The 18039-nt window shown below is 68.9% G+C and carries 22 protein-coding genes and 1 riboswitch; of the genes, 20 read left to right on the top strand and 2 right to left on the bottom strand.

Translation table 11 applies throughout. From position 1 onward, the window contains the following. Positions 1-46: 46 nt before the first annotated feature. The 20 genes from aspS (at position 47) to ACODTB_RS08395 (ending at position 15613) form a co-directional block, all read left to right on the top strand. Positions 47-1849, top strand: a complete 1803-nt coding sequence (gene aspS, locus ACODTB_RS08300) for an aspartate--tRNA ligase (RefSeq protein WP_488929241.1) — start codon at positions 47-49, stop codon at positions 1847-1849. A 139-nt stretch (positions 1850-1988) separates the two neighbouring features. Further along, positions 1989-2309, top strand: coding sequence for an ElaB/YgaM/YqjD family protein (locus tag ACODTB_RS08305; protein WP_291114948.1), 321 nt, complete (start codon positions 1989-1991; stop codon positions 2307-2309). 17 nt (positions 2310-2326) lie between these two features. Then, positions 2327-2713 (top strand): phage holin family protein, encoded by a 387-nt coding sequence (locus tag ACODTB_RS08310; protein WP_291114950.1) that lies wholly within the window; start codon positions 2327-2329, stop codon positions 2711-2713. After that, positions 2710-3015: a YqjK family protein gene (locus tag ACODTB_RS08315; RefSeq protein WP_291114952.1), complete on the top strand. Its 306-nt coding sequence runs from the start codon at positions 2710-2712 to the stop codon at positions 3013-3015. Before ACODTB_RS08310 ends, ACODTB_RS08315 begins: the two co-directional genes overlap by 4 nt. A gap of 16 nt (positions 3016-3031) precedes the next feature. After that, positions 3032-3487 (top strand): dihydroneopterin triphosphate diphosphatase, encoded by a 456-nt coding sequence (gene nudB, locus ACODTB_RS08320; RefSeq protein ID WP_291114954.1) that lies wholly within the window; start codon positions 3032-3034, stop codon positions 3485-3487. Beyond that, a complete protein-coding gene (locus ACODTB_RS08325; RefSeq protein ID WP_291114956.1) occupies positions 3484-4212 on the top strand; it encodes an endonuclease/exonuclease/phosphatase family protein in 729 nt (242 codons plus the stop codon). Before nudB ends, ACODTB_RS08325 begins: the two co-directional genes overlap by 4 nt. A gap of 41 nt (positions 4213-4253) precedes the next feature. Beyond that, positions 4254-5519 carry a cardiolipin synthase ClsB gene (gene clsB, locus ACODTB_RS08330; RefSeq protein WP_291114958.1) on the top strand — a complete coding sequence of 422 codons (1266 nt, stop codon included), beginning with the start codon at positions 4254-4256 and terminating at the stop codon, positions 5517-5519. A gap of 9 nt (positions 5520-5528) precedes the next feature. Beyond that, the gene (locus tag ACODTB_RS08335) at positions 5529-6551 is read left to right on the top strand and encodes a ligase-associated DNA damage response exonuclease (RefSeq protein WP_291114960.1); all 1023 of its coding nucleotides are present in this window, start codon (positions 5529-5531) and stop codon (positions 6549-6551) included. Beyond that, complete coding sequence (locus ACODTB_RS08340) at positions 6548-8383, top strand: ATP-dependent DNA ligase (RefSeq protein WP_291114962.1); 1836 nt, start codon at positions 6548-6550, stop codon at positions 8381-8383. The genes ACODTB_RS08335 and ACODTB_RS08340 overlap by 4 nt, the downstream gene beginning before the upstream one ends. A gap of 62 nt (positions 8384-8445) precedes the next feature. Next, positions 8446-9180, top strand: coding sequence for a GTP cyclohydrolase I (folE, locus tag ACODTB_RS08345; RefSeq protein ID WP_488929242.1), 735 nt, complete (start codon positions 8446-8448; stop codon positions 9178-9180). A gap of 8 nt (positions 9181-9188) precedes the next feature. Further along, positions 9189-9614 carry a BLUF domain-containing protein gene (locus tag ACODTB_RS08350; RefSeq protein ID WP_291114966.1) on the top strand — a complete coding sequence of 142 codons (426 nt, stop codon included), beginning with the start codon at positions 9189-9191 and terminating at the stop codon, positions 9612-9614. Between the two features lie 137 nt (positions 9615-9751). Then, a complete protein-coding gene (locus ACODTB_RS08355; protein ID WP_291114968.1) occupies positions 9752-10633 on the top strand; it encodes an EamA family transporter in 882 nt (293 codons plus the stop codon). Positions 10634-10638: 5 nt separating this feature from the next. Then, the gene (locus ACODTB_RS08360) at positions 10639-11484 is read left to right on the top strand and encodes a DUF429 domain-containing protein (RefSeq protein WP_291114970.1); all 846 of its coding nucleotides are present in this window, start codon (positions 10639-10641) and stop codon (positions 11482-11484) included. A gap of 76 nt (positions 11485-11560) precedes the next feature. Beyond that, a riboswitch (FMN riboswitch) is annotated at positions 11561-11756 on the top strand. 88 nt (positions 11757-11844) lie between these two features. Beyond that, positions 11845-12354 (top strand): 6,7-dimethyl-8-ribityllumazine synthase, encoded by a 510-nt coding sequence (locus ACODTB_RS08365; RefSeq protein ID WP_291114972.1) that lies wholly within the window; start codon positions 11845-11847, stop codon positions 12352-12354. Positions 12355-12405: 51 nt separating this feature from the next. After that, entirely contained in the window at positions 12406-13233 is an 828-nt protein-coding gene (locus ACODTB_RS08370) for an AraC family transcriptional regulator (protein ID WP_291114975.1), read from the top strand. 80 nt (positions 13234-13313) lie between these two features. Next, complete coding sequence (locus ACODTB_RS08375; protein ID WP_291114977.1) at positions 13314-13757, top strand: VOC family protein; 444 nt, start codon at positions 13314-13316, stop codon at positions 13755-13757. A gap of 29 nt (positions 13758-13786) precedes the next feature. Then, a complete protein-coding gene (locus tag ACODTB_RS08380) occupies positions 13787-14212 on the top strand; it encodes a hypothetical protein (protein WP_291114979.1) in 426 nt (141 codons plus the stop codon). After that, positions 14209-14784 (top strand): preprotein translocase subunit YajC, encoded by a 576-nt coding sequence (locus tag ACODTB_RS08385; RefSeq protein ID WP_291114981.1) that lies wholly within the window; start codon positions 14209-14211, stop codon positions 14782-14784. Before ACODTB_RS08380 ends, ACODTB_RS08385 begins: the two co-directional genes overlap by 4 nt. A 107-nt stretch (positions 14785-14891) precedes the next feature. Next, entirely contained in the window at positions 14892-15113 is a 222-nt protein-coding gene (locus ACODTB_RS08390) for a hypothetical protein (protein WP_291114983.1), read from the top strand. Further along, positions 15110-15613: a thermonuclease family protein gene (locus ACODTB_RS08395; RefSeq protein ID WP_291114985.1), complete on the top strand. Its 504-nt coding sequence runs from the start codon at positions 15110-15112 to the stop codon at positions 15611-15613. Before ACODTB_RS08390 ends, ACODTB_RS08395 begins: the two co-directional genes overlap by 4 nt. A 9-nt stretch (positions 15614-15622) precedes the next feature. Here the strand turns inward: ACODTB_RS08395 and ACODTB_RS08400 are convergent, their stop codons facing one another. Both ACODTB_RS08400 and ACODTB_RS08405 read right to left on the bottom strand, forming a co-directional pair. Continuing rightward, on the bottom strand, positions 15623-16375 hold the full coding sequence (locus ACODTB_RS08400; protein WP_291114987.1) for a HesA/MoeB/ThiF family protein: 753 nt from the start codon (positions 16373-16375) through the stop codon (positions 15623-15625). A 37-nt stretch (positions 16376-16412) separates the two neighbouring features. Beyond that, on the bottom strand, positions 16413-17894 hold the full coding sequence (locus tag ACODTB_RS08405; protein WP_291115037.1) for a S41 family peptidase: 1482 nt from the start codon (positions 17892-17894) through the stop codon (positions 16413-16415). Positions 17895-18039: the final 145 nt, after the last annotated feature.

The following is an 18039-nucleotide window of genomic DNA, read 5'->3' on the forward strand; positions in this document are numbered from 1 at the left end:
GTTCTCCCGCGGGCCTGTCCGCGAACCTGTTGAAAGAAGAGTCGAAATGGCGATGCGTACCCACTATTGCGGTCTGGTGACCGAAGCCCAACTGGGCCAAACCGTTCAGCTGTGCGGCTGGGTCAACCGCCGCCGCGACCACGGTGGCGTGATCTTCATCGACCTGCGCGACCGCGAAGGCTATGTGCAGGTGGTCTGCGACCCCGACCGCGCCGAGACGTTCAAGACCGCCGAGGACGTGCGCAACGAGTTCTGCGTGCAGGTCACCGGCGTGGTGCGCGCGCGCCCCGCGGGCACCACCAACGACAAGCTCAAGAGCGGCCAGATCGAGGTGCTGTGCCACGAACTGAAGGTGCTCAACGCCTCGGTGACGCCGCCGTTCCAGCTCGACGACGAGAACCTGTCGGAGACCACGCGCCTCACGCACCGCGTGCTCGACCTGCGCCGCCCCTACATGCAGAACAATCTGATGCTGCGCTACCGCGTGGCCATGGAAGTGCGCAAGTTCCTCGACGCCAACGGCTTCATCGACATCGAAACCCCGATGCTGACCAAGAGCACGCCCGAAGGCGCGCGCGACTACCTCGTGCCCAGCCGCGTGCACGACGGCCACTTCTTCGCGCTGCCGCAGTCGCCCCAGCTGTTCAAGCAGCTGCTGATGGTGGCCGGCTTCGACCGCTACTACCAGATCACCAAGTGCTTCCGTGACGAAGACCTGCGCGCCGACCGCCAGCCCGAGTTCACCCAGATCGATATCGAAACCTCGTTCCTGACCGAGGAAGACATCCGTGACATGTTCCAGGGCATGATCAAGACGGTGTTCCAGAACACGCTGGGCGTGGACCTGGGCGAGTTCCCCATCATGGCCTACAGCGAAGCAATGCATCGCTTCGGCTCCGACAAGCCCGACCTGCGCGTGAAGCTCGAGTTCACCGAACTCACCGACGTGATGGGCGACGTGGACTTCAAGGTCTTCTCGGCACCCGCCACCATGAAGGGTGGCCGCGTGGTCGCGCTGTGCGTGCGCGGCGGCGCCGACATGAGCCGCAGCGAGATCGACGCCTACACCGAGTTCGTGAAGATCTACGGCGCCAAGGGCCTGGCCTGGATCAAGGTCAACGACGCCGCCCAGGGCCGCGACGGCCTGCAGAGCCCGATCGTGAAGAACCTGCACGACAAGGCCGTGGCCGACATCCTCTCGCGCACCGGCGCGCAGAACGGCGACATCATCTTCTTCGGCGCCGACAAGGCCAAGGTGGTCAACGACGCCATCGGCGCGCTGCGCCTGAAGATCGGTCACAGCGAACTGGGCAAGAAGAACGGCCTGTTCGAAGACCGCTGGGCGCCCATGTGGGTGGTGGACTTCCCGATGTTCGAACACGACGAGGAAGCCGACCGCTGGACCGCGGTGCACCACCCCTTCACCGCGCCGAAGGACGGCCACGAGGACTGGATGGTGACCGCGCCCGAGAAGTGCATCGCCAAGGGTTACGACATGGTGCTCAATGGCTGGGAAATTGGCGGCGGTTCCGTCCGCATCCACACGGCGGCCGTGCAGCAGAAGGTGTTCGACGCGCTCAAGATCACACCCGAGGAAGCCCAGCTCAAGTTCGGCTTCCTGCTGGACGCGCTGCAGTACGGCGCGCCGCCCCACGGCGGCCTGGCCTTCGGCCTGGACCGCATCGTCACGCTCATGACCGGTGCCGAGTCCATCCGCGACGTGATCGCCTTCCCCAAGACCCAGCGCGCCCAGTGCCTGTTGACCCAGGCCCCCAGCCCGGTGGACGAGAAGCAACTGCGCGAGCTGCACATCCGTCTGCGCAACGTGGACCTGGCGAAATCCGCCTGACGAGCCTGTCTGTAGGACACCTCCGAAAGGGGCGCCGAGTGCGCCCCTTTTTCTTGTATCAATGCGCTGATTGCAGTGATCTGCCTTCAAATATCGCCATTCCTTGGGAGTAACATGGCCTTTTGAAAAGGAGTCTCTCATGCCCAAGATTCGTACGACCGCCCTCGATGGCAAGGACAAGCTCGTGGCCGACCTCCAGCGCGTGATCGCCGACGCCGAAGAGTTGATGCAAGCCACGGCCCACCAGACCGAAGGCAAGGTGGTGGAACTGCGCGACCGCATCAACGAGAACCTGCGCGACGCTCGCCACAAGTTGGCGGATGCCGAGGAAGCCATCAAGGAAAAGACGTTGGAAATGGCCCGCGCGACCGACGACTACGTGCACGAAAACCCCTGGTCCGCGATCGGCGCCGCCGCCGGTGTGGGCCTGCTGGTCGGCCTGCTCATCAGCCGCCGCTGATCGGGGCCGCCCGCGCCATGGCCACGCCGCCGCGTTTTTCGTCGTCTCTCCGGGGACTGGCCTCCACCGTCCTGGAACTGGTGCAGATCCGGCTGGAGCTGTTCAGCATCGAGGCACAGGAAGAGGTGCTGCGCGTCGGCGCGCTGCTGGTCTATGGCGCGGTGGCCGTGGCCTTCCTCAGCCTGGGCGTGGTGCTGCTGGCGCTGCTGATCACCGTGGCCCTTTGGGACACCCACCGCCTGTTGGCGCTGGGCATCTTCACCGGGTTGTTCCTTGTCACCGGCGGCGTGGCCGCCTGGCTGGCGCGGGAGCGCGTGCGTTCCGGCACCTACCTGTTCTCGGCCAGCGTCGAGGAACTCCGGCAGGACCGTGAAGGCCTGCGCGCCGCCAAGGAGGACGCTTGAACCCGCGTGCGGTCGTGCTGGCGATGCGGCGGGAGCGGTTGGTGCTGCGCTCGCAGCAGCTTCGCCGGCAGATCACGACCGAGTTGCAGGCGGTGCAGCCCGCGCTGACCTGGGTGGACCGCCTGCAGGACGCCCTGCTGTGGTTGCGCGGCAACCCCTTGATCGCCACCGCCGGCAGCCTGCTGCTGGCGGTGTGGCGCCCGCGCCGTGCGGCCGGCTTCGGCATGCGGCTGTGGTCGGCCTGGAAGTTCGTGCAGGGCCTTCGTGGGGTCGGCGCGAAATCGCCGTCCCCATGGCGCTGAACCACCTGTTCGTCCCGTGAAGATTCCGCAATCGGTGCTGGTGGTGATTCACACCCCGGCGCTGGAGGTGTTGCTGATCGAGCGCGCCGATGCGCCCGGTTTCTGGCAATCGGTCACCGGCTCCAAGGACACCGAGGCCGAGGGCTTCGAGGCCACGGCGGTGCGCGAGGTGCAGGAAGAGACCGGCCTCGATGCCTATGCGCCCGGCCACGCGCTGAACGACTGGGGGCTTGAAAACGTGTACGAGATCTACCCGCAGTGGCGGCACCGCTACGCGCCCGGCGTCACGCACAACACAGAGCACTTGTTCGGCCTGTGCATTCCCCACGCGGTGCTGGTGCGGCTGAGCCCACGCGAACACCGCGACCAGGTGTGGCTGCCCTGGGCGCAGGCTGCGGAACGCTGCTTCTCGCCATCCAATGCCGAAGCCATCGCCTGGCTGCCCCGCCTTGGTGGCATGATTTGCCCATGAGCATCGTCAGGATCGCGACCTACAACATCCACAAGGGTGTGCAAGGCCTCGGGCCAGGGCGTCGGCTGGAGATCCACAACATCGCCCACGCGGTGGAACAGTTCGACGCCGACATCGTGTGCCTGCAGGAGGTGCGGCGCCACAACCGCAAGCTCGAAAAACACTTCACCCGCTGGCCCGAGCTCGATCAGGCGGGTTATCTCTCCCCCGAGGGCTACGAATCGGTCTACCGGACCAACGCGATCACGCGCCACGGCGAACACGGCAACGCGCTGCTCTCGCGCTGGCCGGTGATCGACACCAAACACTCCGACGTGTCTGACCACCGTTTCGAGCAGCGCGGCCTGCTGCACGTGCAGTTGCTGGTCGAGGGCGTCGATGTTCACGTGGTGGTGGTGCACCTGGGCCTGATTCACGCCAGCCGCGAGCGCCAGGTGCAGCGCCTGGGCGAATACATCGCCACCGCCGTGCCGCCGAGCGCGCCGCTGGTGGTGGCGGGCGACTTCAACGACTGGGGTGCGCAGCTGCTGCGGCCCATGGCGGCGCTGGATCTGCGCACCTTCGAGGGGATTCGCCTGGCGACGTACCCGTCGCGCCTGCCGCTGCTGCACCTGGACCGCATCTTCGCGCGCGGCCTGCGGCCGGTCTCGGCCCACGTGCCGCACGGCCGGGTGTGGTCGCGCATGTCGGACCATCTGCCCCTGATCGCCGAGCTCGAGCTGTGAGCGCGGCACCCCTTCGTTCCGCGAGCGCGCGGCACGCGCCCATGCGAAGGGGCCATCAGCTGCTGTTGTTGCAAGGCGGCGTGGAGTTCTTCCCCGCCCTGGTCGAAGCGATGGACGCGGCGCGCATGGTGGTGCACCTGGAGACCTACATCTTCGAGTTCGCGGGCTCGGCCCTGCGCGTGGCCGAGGCGCTGGAGCGCGCGGCGCGGCGTGGCGTGGCGGTGCGCCTGCTCATCGACGGCGTGGGCACGCCCGTGGTGCCCCAGGAGTGGCAGCGCCGCTTCGCCGAGGCCGGCGTGGTGATGCGCATCTACGCCCCGCTGGGCCGGCTCGGCCTGCTGGTGCCGCGCAACTGGCGCCGCCTGCACCGAAAGCTCTGTGTGGTCGACGGCGTGGTGGGCTTCTGTGGTGGCATCAACATCATCGACGACCAGGACGACGTGGCGCTCGGCCGCCTGACCGCGCCGCGGCTGGACTTCGCGCTGCGCGTGGCCGGCCCGCTGGTGGAGGACATGGTCGAGACCATGGAGCAGCTCTGGTGGCGCACCCTGGCCGCGCGGCGCGTGCGCCAGCGCGAGTTCAAAGCCGCGTGGGATGCGCTGCGGGCCTCGCGCCCGGTGGGCGATTTCTCCCGCCTGCTGCAGAAGATCGAGGCCCTGGCCGAGGCCCAGGAGGAGGCCAGGGTAGAGGGCCCTTACGGCGAATCCGCGCCTTCGCCACTGGGGGTGGACGGCGCGCGCGCCACGCTGCTGCTGCGCGACAACGTGACCCACCGGCACGACATCGAGCGCGCGTACCTCAAAGCCATCGGCGAGGCGCGCCAGGAGGTGGTGATCGCCAACGCCTATTTCATTCCCGGGCGCAAGCTGCGCCGCGCGCTCACGATGGCCGCCGCGCGCGGCGTGCGCGTGCGCCTGCTGCTGCAGGGGCGCTACGAGCATTTCCTGCAGTACCGCGCGGCGCGCCCGGTGTACCAGCGGCTGGTGGACGCGGGCATCGAGATCCACGAGTACGCGCCCAGCGCGCTGCACGCCAAGGTGGCGGTGGTGGACCGGCGCTGGTCCACCGTGGGCTCCACCAACCTCGATCCGCTGTCCATGCTGCTGGCGCGCGAGGCCAATGTGATGACCAACGACCGGCGCTTCTCCGGCTTGCTGCACAGCTACCTCGATGGCCTGGTGCAGCACACCGGCCAGTTGCTCGACACGGGCGCCCTGAACCGGCGTCCCTGGGTGCAGCGGCAGCTGGATCGCATTGCGTTCGCCATCATGCGGGCCACGCTGTTCGTGACGGGTCACCGGTATTAGGGCAGCCCCATGCCAGACGACCTGATCGTCCAGCGGCCCGAAGGGCTGTATTGCCCGCCGGGTGACTTCTACATCGACCCCTGGCGCCGTGTCGAGCGCGCCGTCATCACGCACGCCCACGCTGACCACGCCCGCACCGGCCACGCGCACTACCTGGCCACGGCGGTGTCCGAAGGCCTGCTGCGCGCGCGGCTGGGGGCTGACATCAAGCTTCAGGGGCTTGCCTACGGTGAGACGGTGGAGCACCACGGTGTGCGCATCTCGCTGCACCCAGCCGGCCACGTGCTGGGCTCGGCGCAAGTGAGGGTGGAGCACCAGGGGCGCGTGTGGGTGGCCAGCGGCGACTACCGCACCACGTCGGCCGGCGCCGTGCCCGACCGCACCTGCGCGCCCTTCGAACCGGTGCGCTGCGACGTCTTCATCACCGAGTCCACCTTCGGCCTGCCGATCTACCGCTGGCGCTCCGATGCCGAGTTGTTCGGCCAGATCAACCGCTGGTGGCAGGACAACGCCGAGACCGGCCGCGCCAGCGTGCTCTCCTGCTACAGCCTGGGCAAGGCGCAGCGCATCCTGGCCGGGGTGGACGCGTCCATCGGACCCATCGTGTGCCATGGCGCGGTCGAACCGCTGAACCGCGCCTACCGCGCCGCCGGCGTCGTGCTGCCCGACACGCTGCAGGTGAGCGATGTGAGCGACCCCGCCACCTTCCGTCGCGCGCTGGTGCTGTGCCCGGGCTCCGCCTTGGGCACGCCCTGGATCAAGCGCTTCGGCGATTTCTCCGACGCCTTTGCCAGTGGCTGGATGCAGGTGCGCGGCTGGCGGCGGCGCGGTGGCCTGGACCGCGGATTCGTGCTCAGCGACCACGCCGACTGGCCCGGCCTGCTCAGCGCCATCGGTGCCAGCGGGGCCGAGCGGGTCATCGTCACGCACGGCAGCGTGCCGGTGCTGGTGCGCTACCTGCAGGAGCAGGGCCTGCAGGCCGAGAGCTTCGACACCGAGTACGGCGACGAGACCGAGGCCACCGGCGCATGAAACGCTTCGCGGCCCTGTTCGACGAGTTGGACGCGACCACCGCGACCAACGCCAAGGTCGCCGCGCTGCGCCGCTACCTGGCCGAGGTGGACGATGCCGACGCGGCCTGGGCGGTGTATTTCCTGGCTGGCGGGAAGCCGCGCCAGCTCGTCAAGACGGCGCAATTGCGCGCGCAGGCGATCGCCGCCTCGGGCCTGCCGGAGTGGTTGTTCGAGGCCAGCTACCAGGCGGTGGGCGACCTGGCCGAAACCATCGCGCTGGTGTTGCCCCTCCCGCAGCAGGCCGAAAACATGCAGACCCGGTTGAGCGAGTGGATGGAAGAGCGGCTGCTGCCCCTGCGCGGGCAAGGGGACGAAGCCGTGGCCATGGCCCTGGGCGCCTGGTGGCGCGAGCTCGATGCCGCAGGGCGTTTCCTGCTCGTCAAGCTGGTGGGCGGAGGCTTTCGCGTCGGCGTGAGCAAGCTGCTGGTGCAGCGCGCGATCGCCGCACACGCCGGGCTGGACGCCAAGCTGGTGGCCGCGCGCATGATGGGCTTCACCGACAGCAAACGCTCGCCCACGCCCGCCCTGTACCGCGCGCTGGTGGCGCCGGCCGAGCCGCAAGGCGAGGCGCGGGGCGGCCGCGACCCGAGCCAGCCCTATCCTTTCTTCCTGGCCAGTCCCTTGAGCGCGGAGGCGGACGGCGATCTCCTGGCCATGGAGATAGCGAGCGCGGGCCCGGCCCAGACCATGGAGGCCCGCCTGGGCCCCGCAAGCGATTGGCTGGCCGAGTGGAAGTTCGACGGCATCCGTGGCCAGATCGTCAAACGCGCCGGGCAGGTGTGGGTGTGGTCGCGCGGTGAGGAACTGATGAGCGAGCGATTCCCCGAGCTGCAGGCGCTCGCGCAGCGCTGGCCGGACGGCACCGTGCTGGACGGCGAAATCCTGGTGTGGGACGACGGCGACCCGGCCAAGCCCCGGCTGCCCGGCAGCGAAAGACCGGGCGGCCCCGCACCCTTCGCCCTGTTGCAGCAGCGCATCGGCCGCAAGACCCTGGGCCCCAAGGTGCTGGCCGAGGCGCCGGTCAGCTTCATGGCCTACGACCTGCTCGAGGCCGGCCACGATGACCTGCGCCAGCTGCCGCAGCACGAACGCCGCCTGCGCCTGGAGGCCCTGGCCGCCACGCTCAACGCCACGCCCGGCCCGCGCCTGTGGCTCTCGCCCCGGGTGCCGGGCGGGGACTGGGCCACGCTGGCCCGCTGGCGCGCGCAGGCGCGGTCGCTCGACGTGGAGGGCCTGATGCTCAAGCACCGCGCCAGCGCCTACGGCACCGGCCGGCAGAAACGCGGCGACGGCCCGGGTCTGCTGGCATGGTGGAAATGGAAGATCGATCCGCTGACGATCGATGGCGTGCTGATCTACGCCCAGGCCGGCCACGGCCGCCGCGCCTCGGTCTACACCGACTACACCTTCGCGGTGTGGAACCGCCCCCCGGTGGACGCCGCCGAGGCGCAGGGGGTTGTCGAGGCGATCGCGCAGCGCCGCCCGGCCGACCCCGAGGGCCTGCAGCTGGTGGCCTTCACCAAGGCCTATTCGGGTCTGACCGACGAGGAGTTCAAGGCGGTCGATGCGGTGATCCGCCAGAACACGCTGGAGAAGTTCGGCCCGGTGCGCAGCGTGCGGCCCACGCTGGTGTTCGAGCTGGCGTTCGAGGGCATCGCGCGCAGTTCGCGCCACAAGAGCGGCGTGGCGCTGCGCTTTCCGCGCATGCAGCGCATCCGCGACGACAAGCCGCTGCACGAGGCCAACACCCTGCAAGACCTCGAGCAACTGCTGGCCAGCAAGGCCGGCTGAGTCCCGGCGCCCAATGCCCCCAGGCCGGGTACCCCCGGGAGGTCCGGTGTTAGCATGCCCCAATGCTGACGAAAACCGCATCCGACATGACCTCCGCAGCCCCCCCTGACGACGACCACGGCGTGCCCGTTTCCGTCAAGATCCGCGAGCGCGTGAAGGCCGCGCGCCAGCGCTTCCACTCCAACGACAACATCGCCGAGTTCATCCAGCCCGGCGAGCTGGAGAAGCTGCTCGACGAAGTGACCGAGAAGATGCAGGGCGTGCTCGATGCCATGGTCATCGACACCGAGAACGACCACAACACCGGCGACACCGCGCGCCGCGTGGCCAAGATGTACCTCAAGGAGGTGTTCAACGGCCGTTACGTGAAGGCCCCGAGCATCACCGAGTTCCCCAACGCCGAGCACCTCAACGAGCTGATGATCGTCGGCCCGATCACCGTGCGCAGCGCCTGCAGCCACCACTTCTGCCCGGTCATCGGCAAGATCTGGATCGGCGTGATGCCCAACGAGCACACCAACGTGATCGGCCTGTCCAAGTACGCGCGCCTGGCCGAATGGATCATGGGCCGCCCGCAGATCCAGGAAGAGGCCGTGGTGCAACTGGCCGACCTGATCCAGGAGAAGACCCAGCCCGACGGCCTGGCGCTGGTGATGGAGGCCAGCCACTACTGCATGGCCTGGCGCGGGGTCAAGGACATGAACAGCAAGATGATCAACTCGGTCATGCGCGGCGTGTTCCTCAAAGACCCCAACCTGCGCCGCGAATTCCTCGCCCTCATCCCCCGTCAATCCTGAGGCCCATCATGCTGGTACGCCTGCTCTACGTCAGCCGCGCTGTCGACAAGGACTGCGCCAAAGCCATCGAATCCATCCTGGAGTCATCGCGCTCGCACAACCTGGGCAACGGCATCACCGGTGTGCTCTGCTACGGCGGCGGCGTGTTCCTGCAAGCCATCGAGGGCGGCCGCAACGCGGTGAACGACCTCTACAGCCACATCGTGGCCGACCCGCGCCACACCGAGGTGGTGCTGCTGCACTACGAAGAGATCACCGAGCGCCGCTTCGGTGGCTGGACCATGGGCCAGGTCAACCTCTCCAAGCTCAACACCTCCATCGTGCTGAAGTACTCCGAGCGCCCCGAGTTCGATCCCTACGCCGTCTCGGGCCAGGTGTCGCTGGCCCTTCTGGAGGAGTTGATGGCCACGGCCAGCATCATCGGCAGAGCTTGAGGATCTCCCCCCTGCGCCGCTGCGCGGCTTCCCCCCTCCGTGGCGCGCCTTCGGCGCTTCGAGGGGGGACGGCACCTGGGGCCGGCGGAGCCGGACCCCTCGGTGCCCCTTGGGTTGGGCTTCCCTTCTGACGCTGCATGTCGCTGAACGCGTTCTGTCTCATCGTGCTGGCCGGCCTGATCCACGCCGGCTGGAACATCGTCGCCAAGAAGGCCGCGGGCGATGCGCGTTTTGCGTTTTTCAACGCCTTCCTCATGATGCTGGTCTGGGCGCCGCTGGGCTGGTGGCTGGGCCGCGAGGAGGTGCCGCGCTGGGGGGCCACCGAATGGGGTTTCGTGGTCGCCAGCGGCGTGCTGCACGTCTTCTACTACGTGATCCTGCTGCGTGGCTACCGCAAGGCCGACCTCACCGTGGTCTATCCCATGGCGCGCGGCTCGGGGCCGCTGCTGTCTTCGCTCGTGGCCATCGTGTTCCTGGGCGAGCGCATCTCGGCCCTCGGTGCCCTGGGCATCGCGGGGGTGGTGGGCGGTGTGTTCCTGATCGCCGGCGGCCCGGGCCTGCTGCGTGCCGCGCACGATCCGGTGGCGCGCCGCCGCGTGCACAAGGGCATGGTCTACGGCTTGCTCACGGGCGTGTTCATCGCGGCCTACACGGTGGTGGACGGCTACGCGGTCAAAGTGCTGCTGATGTCGCCCATCCTGATCGACTACATGGGCAATTTCGTGCGCCTGGGCCTGCTCGCCCCGGCCGTGCTGCGCGACATCCCCACCGCCCGGCAGCTGTGGCGCGTGCAGTGGCGCTATGCGTTGCTGGTGGCGGTGGTCAGCCCCATTGCCTATGTGCTGGTGCTGTACGCCATGCGCGAGGCGCCGCTGTCGCACGTGGCGCCGGCGCGCGAGGTGTCCATGCTGTTCGCGGCGCTGATCGGCGGCCACCTGCTGGGCGAGGGCGACCGCGCGGCGCGCATCCTCGGTGCCCTGTGCATTGCGGCCGGTGTGACCGCATTGGCGCTGGGCTGAGTGGCATGAGCGAGGCATCGGGCTGGCAGCTGCTGGGCTGCGATTTCAGCAGCGCACCGAGCCGGCGCAAACCGATCACGCTCGCCGTGGGCCGGGCCGACCGGGGTCGCGTGGTGCTCGAGGGCGTGGCGCACTTCGAGACGCTCGACGCCTGGAGCCAGCGCCTGGCGGCACCGGGGCGCTGGGTGGGCGGCTTCGACCTGCCGTTCGGCCTGCCGCGCGAACTGGTCACCACTCTGGGCTGGCCGACCGACTGGGCGGCCTGCATGGCGCACTACAAGGGCCTGAGCCGCGAGTCGATCCGCGAGGCCTTCGCTGCCTTCTGCGATGCGCGGCCGGTGGGCGGCAAGTTCGCGCACCGCGCCACCGATGGGCCGGCCGGCTCCAGCCCGAGCATGAAATGGGTCAACCCGCCGGTGGCCTTCATGCTGCACGCTGGCGTGCCGCGCCTGATCGCCGCCGGCGTCACCCTGCCGGGCCTGTTCGAGGGCGACGGCAGCCGCGTGGGGCTGGAGGCCTACCCGGGCCTGGTCGCGCGCAGTGTGCTGGGCCCGGCCTCGTACAAGAGCGACGACAAGGCCAAGCAGACGCCCGAGCGCCTGATCGCGCGCAAGACGCTGATCAACGCGCTGGAGAACGGCCAGGCCCCGCTGCTGCAGGCCGTGGGCCTGCGCCTGCGGCTCACGCACGCCCAGCGCGACGCGCTGGCCGACGATGCCAGCGGCGACCGGCTGGACGCCGTGCTCTGCCTGCTGCAGGCGGCCTGGGCCGAGCAGCAGCACCGCGCCGGCGTGCCGCGCTGGGGCCTGCCGGTGTTCGACCCGCTCGAAGGCTGGATCGTCACGGCCTGACGGGTTGGTACCCGTGCGACAGCGCGGGATTTCGGCACTGCCTAGAATTCGTCGGGTCCGGCCCTGTGCCGGACACAAGCGTTCTCAGGGCGGGGTGAAACTCCCCACCGGCGGTGATGGCGGCGTGGCGACACGACCGCACGAGTGCCGCGAGCGCCCAGGCGCCGGTTCGTCCAGCGCGTGGGGTCAGCAGACCCGGTGGGATCCCGGGACCGACGGTAAGAAGCGGGTCTGACCGACCCGCTTGACAGTCCGGATGAAAGAGAGCGCGAGCCAGGCACCCCCGTGCGCGCCCGCGCGCCGGCGGCGCGTGCGCTTGTGCGCCCTGATTTGTTGGCCCCTCCTTTTTCCGAGGACACCATGAATCAGACCGAGTCTTCCCACCACCTCCACCTGCCCGCCGGCCTGCGCTTCGCGTTCGTCGAGGCGTCCTGGCACGCCGACATCGTGCACCAGGCGCGCGATGCCTTCTTCGCCGAAATGGCGCAAGGCGGCTTCGGCGCCGACGCCATCGATGTGTTCGACGTGCCCGGCGCCTTCGAGATCCCGCTGCATGCCCAGCGACTGGCCCGTTCCGGCCGCTACGCCGCCGTCGTCGGCAGCGCGCTGGTGGTCGACGGAGGCATCTACCGCCACGACTTCGTTTCGCAGACCGTGGTGCAGGCGCTCATGGACGTGCAGCTCGACACCAGCGTGCCGATGATCTCGGCCGTGCTCACGCCGCACCACTTCCACGAACACGCCGAGCACCGCAAGTACTTCCTGCGCCACTTTGCCGTCAAGGGCACCGAGGCCGCGCAGGCCTGCCTGCAGACCGTGGCCGGCCTGCGCCGCCTGGACGCGTTGCTCAGCCCGACCGCCGCCGCCTGACGGCCGGCGCCTTGAGCGCGCGGTGGCGATGGGGTACAACCGCCGTTCACCATGTCGCTGCTGCGCCTGCCTTCGCCCGCCCTGCGCCCTTTCGTGGCGCAGCTGTGGGCGAGCGAGGACCCGGGCGAGGTGCGCTACGCCACCCCATGGCGCGAGCACGCCTTGCCCAGCGGGGCGATGCACCTCGTCATCCGGCTCTCCGATCACCCGCTGCGCATCGCCGATGCCGGCAGCGGCGACCGCGCGCAGACGGTGGCCCCGTCGCTGGTGGGCGGCACGCGCTCGAGGTTCTACCTGCGGGAGTTGCTCGCACCTTCCTGCTCCGTGGGCGCGGTGCTGCGCCCCGGTGCGGCCCAATGCCTGTTCGGTGGCGTGACCGCCGACGAGCTGGCCGAACGCCACACCCCGCTGGACGCGCTGTGGGGCGCTGAGGCACATCGACTGCGCGAGCGGCTGCTGGCCCTGCGCACGCCGCAGGACCGGTTGACCGTGTTCGAGGCCGCGCTCGCGGCGCGCCTGCCGCGCGTGCAGGGCCTGCATCCCGCGGTGGCCGGCGCGCTGGCGCAGTTCCGGGGTGGGGTGTCGGTGGCGGCCGCCGTGCGGGACAGCGGTTTCAGCCACCGCCGCTTCCTGCAGCTGTTCCGCCAGGGCGTGGGCCTGGCGCCCAAGACCTACCTGCGCGTGCTGCGTTTCCAGCGCGTGCTGCCGATCCTGCGCTCGAATCCCGCGCTGTCCCTGGCGGGGCTGGCGGCAGACCTGGGCTACAGCGACCAGTCGCATTTCAACCGCGAGTTCCTGGCCTTCAGCGGCGTCACGCCACTCGCGTACCGCGAGCGCATGGGGGCCGACACGAACCACCTGCCGATGGGGGGCGGCTGAGGTCAATTTTTTTCTATACGGCCGTCTGAGGCCCGCGGAAGATGCGGCCCCTGTCCCTTCCTGTCCAACGAGGTGAAGCCATGAAGATCGAAGAAGTGTTCGCCTACCTTTGCGTGTCCGACGCGAAGGCCGCCATCGCGTTCTACGGGAACGCTTTCGGCGCGACCGAGAAGTTCCGCCTCACCGAACCGGGGGGTCGCGTTGGCCACGCCGAGATGGCCTTCGGCCCGATGACCGTCATGCTCAGCGACGAGTACCCGGAATACGGCATCCGCTCGGCCTCAGCCATCGGCGCCACGCCCGTGTCCATCCACCTGCACGTGGACAACGCCGACCGCATGATCGAGCAGGCCCTGAAGGCCGGGGCGACGCTCGAGCGCGAGGCGCAGGACGCGTTCTACGGCGAACGCTCCGGCGTCGTGCGCGACCCCTTCGGTCACCGCTGGCTGATCGGCCACGCCATCGAGGAGGTGACCACGGAGGAGATGCAGCGCCGCTACACGGCCTTGATGACATCCGGGTAAGCTGTCTTCCGTGTTTCAGGAGGACTCCCATGTACCCTTGGCTCTTTCTGTGGGCGCCGCAGCTGCAGTTGCCCTTCAGCGGCGATGTGGCGCAGCGCATCGAACCCCGCACCCAGTGGTTCTTTGACGGCATCGACACCGCGTCGGGCGATCCGGTGATCGAGCGCAAGGCCTTCGAGGTGGCGACCTATGGGCGCCAACTTGGGCTGATCACCGAACTGCTGCTCGACATGGCCGTGCAGACGCCGCCACGCACCCCGGCCGGCCGCGAGGCGCGCCAGCGGTTGCAGAAGATCCAGGCCGAGGTCGAGCGCATCAAAGCCGAGGACGCGGCGACCCAGGTGGACATGGTCGAGGCCGGCCTGCGGCGCCTCAAGGCCCGCCACCGACCCGAGTACGAAGCCCTGCGCGAGCGCTTGCAAAAAGCCCTGGCCGCGCCCGAGGCCGCACCGTGAGCCTGACCGACGTCGGAGCCCTGCCACTCACCCTGCTGGCCTCGCTGGGCGTTGCCATCGTGCTGCTGGTGATCCGCGTGCTCGTGATGCAGCGGGTGCAGCAGCGGCGCCAGCGCGAGAACCGCCAGGAAACCGAGCGCCTGAAATCGCTGGTGGCCGCGTACCGTGCGCTGGCGGGGTCTTTCTCGCCGGCCACGGTCGAGCACTCGACGCAGATGGAGGAAACGCTGGCCGAGATCGTGCTGTTCGGCTCTCTGCCTCAGGTCGAATTGGCCGCGGCCTGCGCCACCGCGCTCAAGCGCGGCGAGTCGCCCGACTTCCAGCCCCTGGTGGAAGCCCTGCGCTCCGACCTGCGCCGCCAGCTCGGGCTCGAGCCCATTCCGATCACCCTGCTGTTGCCGACCTCGGGGCCGGGGCGCGCCGCACCGCGCGGGCGGGGGGACGGTGAAGGGGGCGGCGGCGGTACCGGTGGCCGAGGCGGTGCAGGAGGTGGTGGAGGGGGCGGCGGCGGAGGGGCCGCGGCGGGCGGGCTGGGCGCGGGCCTGATTGCCGGGGAAGTCCTTAGCAACTGAGCCAAGGCGCGCTCTGCGGGCCCGCACTTGGTGCATCATGGACGCTTGCGCTGCGCCGCCGACACTCGGGTCGACTGGCGGAAGCACAAGCCTTCGAGGAAATCCCCATGAATGCAGCCAAGCTGGTCGGTATCGTGCTCATCGTCGCCGGTGTGCTCGGTCTGGTGTATGGCAGCTTCAGCTACACCAAGGACACGGAAGCCGTGAAGCTGGGGCCGCTGGAACTGTCGGTGAAGCAGAAGGAAACCGTCAACGTGCCGGTGTGGGCCGGTGTCGGCGCCATCGTGGTCGGCGCGGTGCTGCTGGTGCTGGGTGGCAAGAAGGGTTGAGGCGGGCGCTTTTCTGCGCCGTCCTGGCGCTGGCGAGCGCCGGGGCGCTGCACGCGGCGGATGAGCCCACGGTGTACGCCGCCCGGGTCAGCCGCGTGTTCGATGGCGACACGCTGTGGGTCAAGCCCCTGGACGGAGGCCGTTACCGCAAGCTGCGCCTCGATGGCATCGACGCGCCCGAGATCTGCCAGGCCGGCGGCACGGCCTCGCGCGATGCCCTGGCCCGGCGGGTGTTGAACCAGGTGGTGGCGGTCAGCGTGCGCCATCACGACGACTACGGCCGTGGGCTGGCCAGACTCACGCACCAGGACGACGACATCGCCGCCTGGATGGTGGCGCAAGGCCAAGCCTGGTCCTACCGCTGGCGCCGCAGCCTGGGGCCGTTCCAGGCCGAAGAGGCGCGTGCCAGGCGGGGCCGCAAGGGTCTGTTCGCCGATGCCTCGGCCGAGTTGCCGCGCGAGTTCCGCCAGCGCCACGGGCCCTGTCCGCGGCCCGATTGACGAAAGGCTTCAGTGGGCCTGGCCGCAGACCGCGCATTGCGGGTTCTGCGGCAGCGAGATCGGTGTGAAGGCCAGGTCTCGTCCATCGATCATCAGCAGCTTGCCCGTGAGGCGCGAGCCCAGGCCGGTCAGCAGCTTGAGCGCCTCGGCCGCCTGCATGGTGCCCACGATGCCCACCAGCGGCGCGAACACACCCATGGTGGCGCACAGGGCCTCCTCCACACCAGCGTCCTCGGGGAACACACAGGCGTAACACGGGTTGCCCGGGGTGCGGGGATCGAACACGCTGAGTTGGCCATCCATGCGGATCGCCGCGCCCGACACCAGCGGCTTGCGGTGATTCACGCAGGCGCGGTTGATGGCGTGGCGGGTGGCGAAGTTGTCGGTGCAGTCCAGCACCACGTCGGCCTGTGACACCAGCTGGTCCAGCAGTTCCGCATCGGCCCGCTGGGTGACGGTGGTGACGCGCACGTCCGGGTTGATGGCAGCGATCGCCTCGCGCGCCGATTCGGCCTTGAGGTGGCCCAAACGCGCCAGGTTGTGCGCGATCTGCCGCTGCAGGTTGGTCTCGTCCACGGTGTCGTGGTCCACCAGCGTGATGTGGCCGACACCGGCACTGCCCAGGTAGAGCGCCACTGGAGAGCCCAGGCCGCCCGCGCCGATCACCAGCGCGTGCGAGGCCAACAGCGCTTCCTGGCCTTCGACCCCGAGTTCGTTGAGCAGGATGTGGCGCGAATAGCGCAGGAGCTGGGCGTCGTCCAAGGGTCTTGCCGCAGGCGGTCACCGCCCGCGGCATCCATCAGTTTTCTTTTTTCTCTTCGGTGCGCACCGACAGCGTCTTGCTGATCAGCACCGGCTGGCCCTTGAGCTGGTTGAGCGCCTGCGTCAGCTGGAAGTCCTTGTCGGTGCCGAACTCGGGCACGAGGCGCTGGTTCGGGTTCTTCTTGGCTTCCTCTTCCAGGCGCTTGCGCGCGGCTTCGCGGGCCTCGTCGCGCTGCTGCTCGGCGGCGCGCTGGGCGTCGGTCATGCCCTGGTCGCCCTTGACGGCTTCGGTGCCGTTGTTCAGGTGCTTCTGCAGATCGGCTTCGCGCGTGCGCAGCGCGGCGAACACGTTGCCTTCGGGCGTTTCATCGACCATCACGTCGGGCACGATGCCCTTGGCCTGGATGGAGTTGCCCGACGGCGTGTAGTAGCGCGCCGTGGTGAGCTTGAGGCCCGTGTCGGGGCCCAGCGGACGCACCGTCTGCACCGAGCCCTTGCCGAAGGTCTGGCTGCCCAGGATGGTGGCGCGCTTGTGGTCCTGCAGGGCGCCGGCCACGATTTCGCTGGCCGAAGCCGAGCCTTCGTTGACCAGCACCACCAGCGGCACGCGCTTGAGTGCACCCTGCGTGTTGTCGGTCAAGCGCTTGATGGGGTCGGTGCCACCGCGGCGCAGGTAGTGCTGCGGAATGGCCTTGTAGGTGAACTTGCTGTCCTCGAGCTGGCCGTTGGTGGAGACCACGGTCACATTTTCGGGCAGGAAGGCGGCGGAGAGGGCAACGGCCGCGTCGAGCAGGCCGCCCGGGTCGTTGCGCAGGTCAAGCACGATGCCCTTGAGGTTGGGGTCCGCCTTGTAGATGTCTTCCATCTTGCGGGCGAAGTCCTCGATCGTGCGCTCCTGGAACTGCGACACGCGCACCCACGCGTAGCCGGGTTCGACCACGCGCGACTTCACGCTCTGCGTCTTGATTTCCTCGCGCGTGATCGTCACGGGGAAGCTGCGGTTCTCGTCCTTGCGGTAGATGTTGAGCAGCACCTTGGTGCGCGGCTCGCCGCGCATGAGCTTGACGGCGTCGTTGATGCTCAGGCCCTTGACCTGGGTGTCGTCGATCTTGGTGATCAGGTCGCCGGTCTTGAGGCCGGCGCGGAAGGCGGGGGAGTCCTCGATGGGCGAGACCACCTTGACCAGGCCGTCCTCCATCGTGATCTCAATGCCCACGCCAACGAAGCGCCCGCTGGTGCCTTCGCGGAATTCCTTGAACGACTTCTTGTCGAAATACTGCGAATGCGGGTCCAGACTCGCGACCATGCCCGAAATGGCTTCGGAGATGAGCTTCTTCTCGTCCACCGGCTCCACATAGTCGCTCTTGACCATGCCGAAGACGGCGGCGAGCTGCTGCAGCTCTTCCAGCGGCAACGGGGCCAGCGCACCACGCGCAACCGCCTGCAACTGCACCGTGGTCAGCGCGCCGGCGACCACGCCAATGGCCACCCAGCCTGCAATCTTCAGCTTGTGACTCACCTGTTTTGCCATCGAAATACCCCAGTAAAAAAGCCCGTGCAGGGCCTGCGGGACCCTCTCGGGTCAATATACACCTTGGAGCATGGCGCGATGCTTCGGTTCCCGGGGCTCCACAGTGGTATTCCCGGGGTTGCCGTGACGGATC

This window comes from Hydrogenophaga sp. FG152 (assembly GCF_057809615.1).

Bases quoted from the DNA above. Each gene is read 5' to 3' on its own strand.
- folE (WP_488929242.1), top strand. From the start codon at position 8,446: ATGCTGACGAAAACCGCATCCGACATGACCTCCGCAGCCCCCCCTGAC.
- ACODTB_RS08340 (WP_291114962.1), top strand. From the start codon at position 6,548: ATGAAACGCTTCGCGGCCCTGTTCGACGAGTTGGACGCGACCACCGCG.
- ACODTB_RS08370 (WP_291114975.1), top strand. From the start codon at position 12,406: ATGTCGCTGCTGCGCCTGCCTTCGCCCGCCCTGCGCCCTTTCGTGGCG.
- ACODTB_RS08375 (WP_291114977.1), top strand. From the start codon at position 13,314: ATGAAGATCGAAGAAGTGTTCGCCTACCTTTGCGTGTCCGACGCGAAG.
- ACODTB_RS08390 (WP_291114983.1), top strand. From the start codon at position 14,892: ATGAATGCAGCCAAGCTGGTCGGTATCGTGCTCATCGTCGCCGGTGTG.
- ACODTB_RS08365 (WP_291114972.1), top strand. From the start codon at position 11,845: ATGAATCAGACCGAGTCTTCCCACCACCTCCACCTGCCCGCCGGCCTG.
- ACODTB_RS08325 (WP_291114956.1), top strand. From the start codon at position 3,484: ATGAGCATCGTCAGGATCGCGACCTACAACATCCACAAGGGTGTGCAA.
- clsB (WP_291114958.1), top strand. From the start codon at position 4,254: ATGCGAAGGGGCCATCAGCTGCTGTTGTTGCAAGGCGGCGTGGAGTTC.
- ACODTB_RS08335 (WP_291114960.1), top strand. From the start codon at position 5,529: ATGCCAGACGACCTGATCGTCCAGCGGCCCGAAGGGCTGTATTGCCCG.
- ACODTB_RS08355 (WP_291114968.1), top strand. From the start codon at position 9,752: ATGTCGCTGAACGCGTTCTGTCTCATCGTGCTGGCCGGCCTGATCCAC.
- ACODTB_RS08380 (WP_291114979.1), top strand. From the start codon at position 13,787: ATGTACCCTTGGCTCTTTCTGTGGGCGCCGCAGCTGCAGTTGCCCTTC.
- ACODTB_RS08310 (WP_291114950.1), top strand. From the start codon at position 2,327: ATGGCCACGCCGCCGCGTTTTTCGTCGTCTCTCCGGGGACTGGCCTCC.
- ACODTB_RS08350 (WP_291114966.1), top strand. From the start codon at position 9,189: ATGCTGGTACGCCTGCTCTACGTCAGCCGCGCTGTCGACAAGGACTGC.
- ACODTB_RS08305 (WP_291114948.1), top strand. From the start codon at position 1,989: ATGCCCAAGATTCGTACGACCGCCCTCGATGGCAAGGACAAGCTCGTG.
- ACODTB_RS08360 (WP_291114970.1), top strand. From the start codon at position 10,639: ATGAGCGAGGCATCGGGCTGGCAGCTGCTGGGCTGCGATTTCAGCAGC.
- aspS (WP_488929241.1), top strand. From the start codon at position 47: ATGGCGATGCGTACCCACTATTGCGGTCTGGTGACCGAAGCCCAACTG.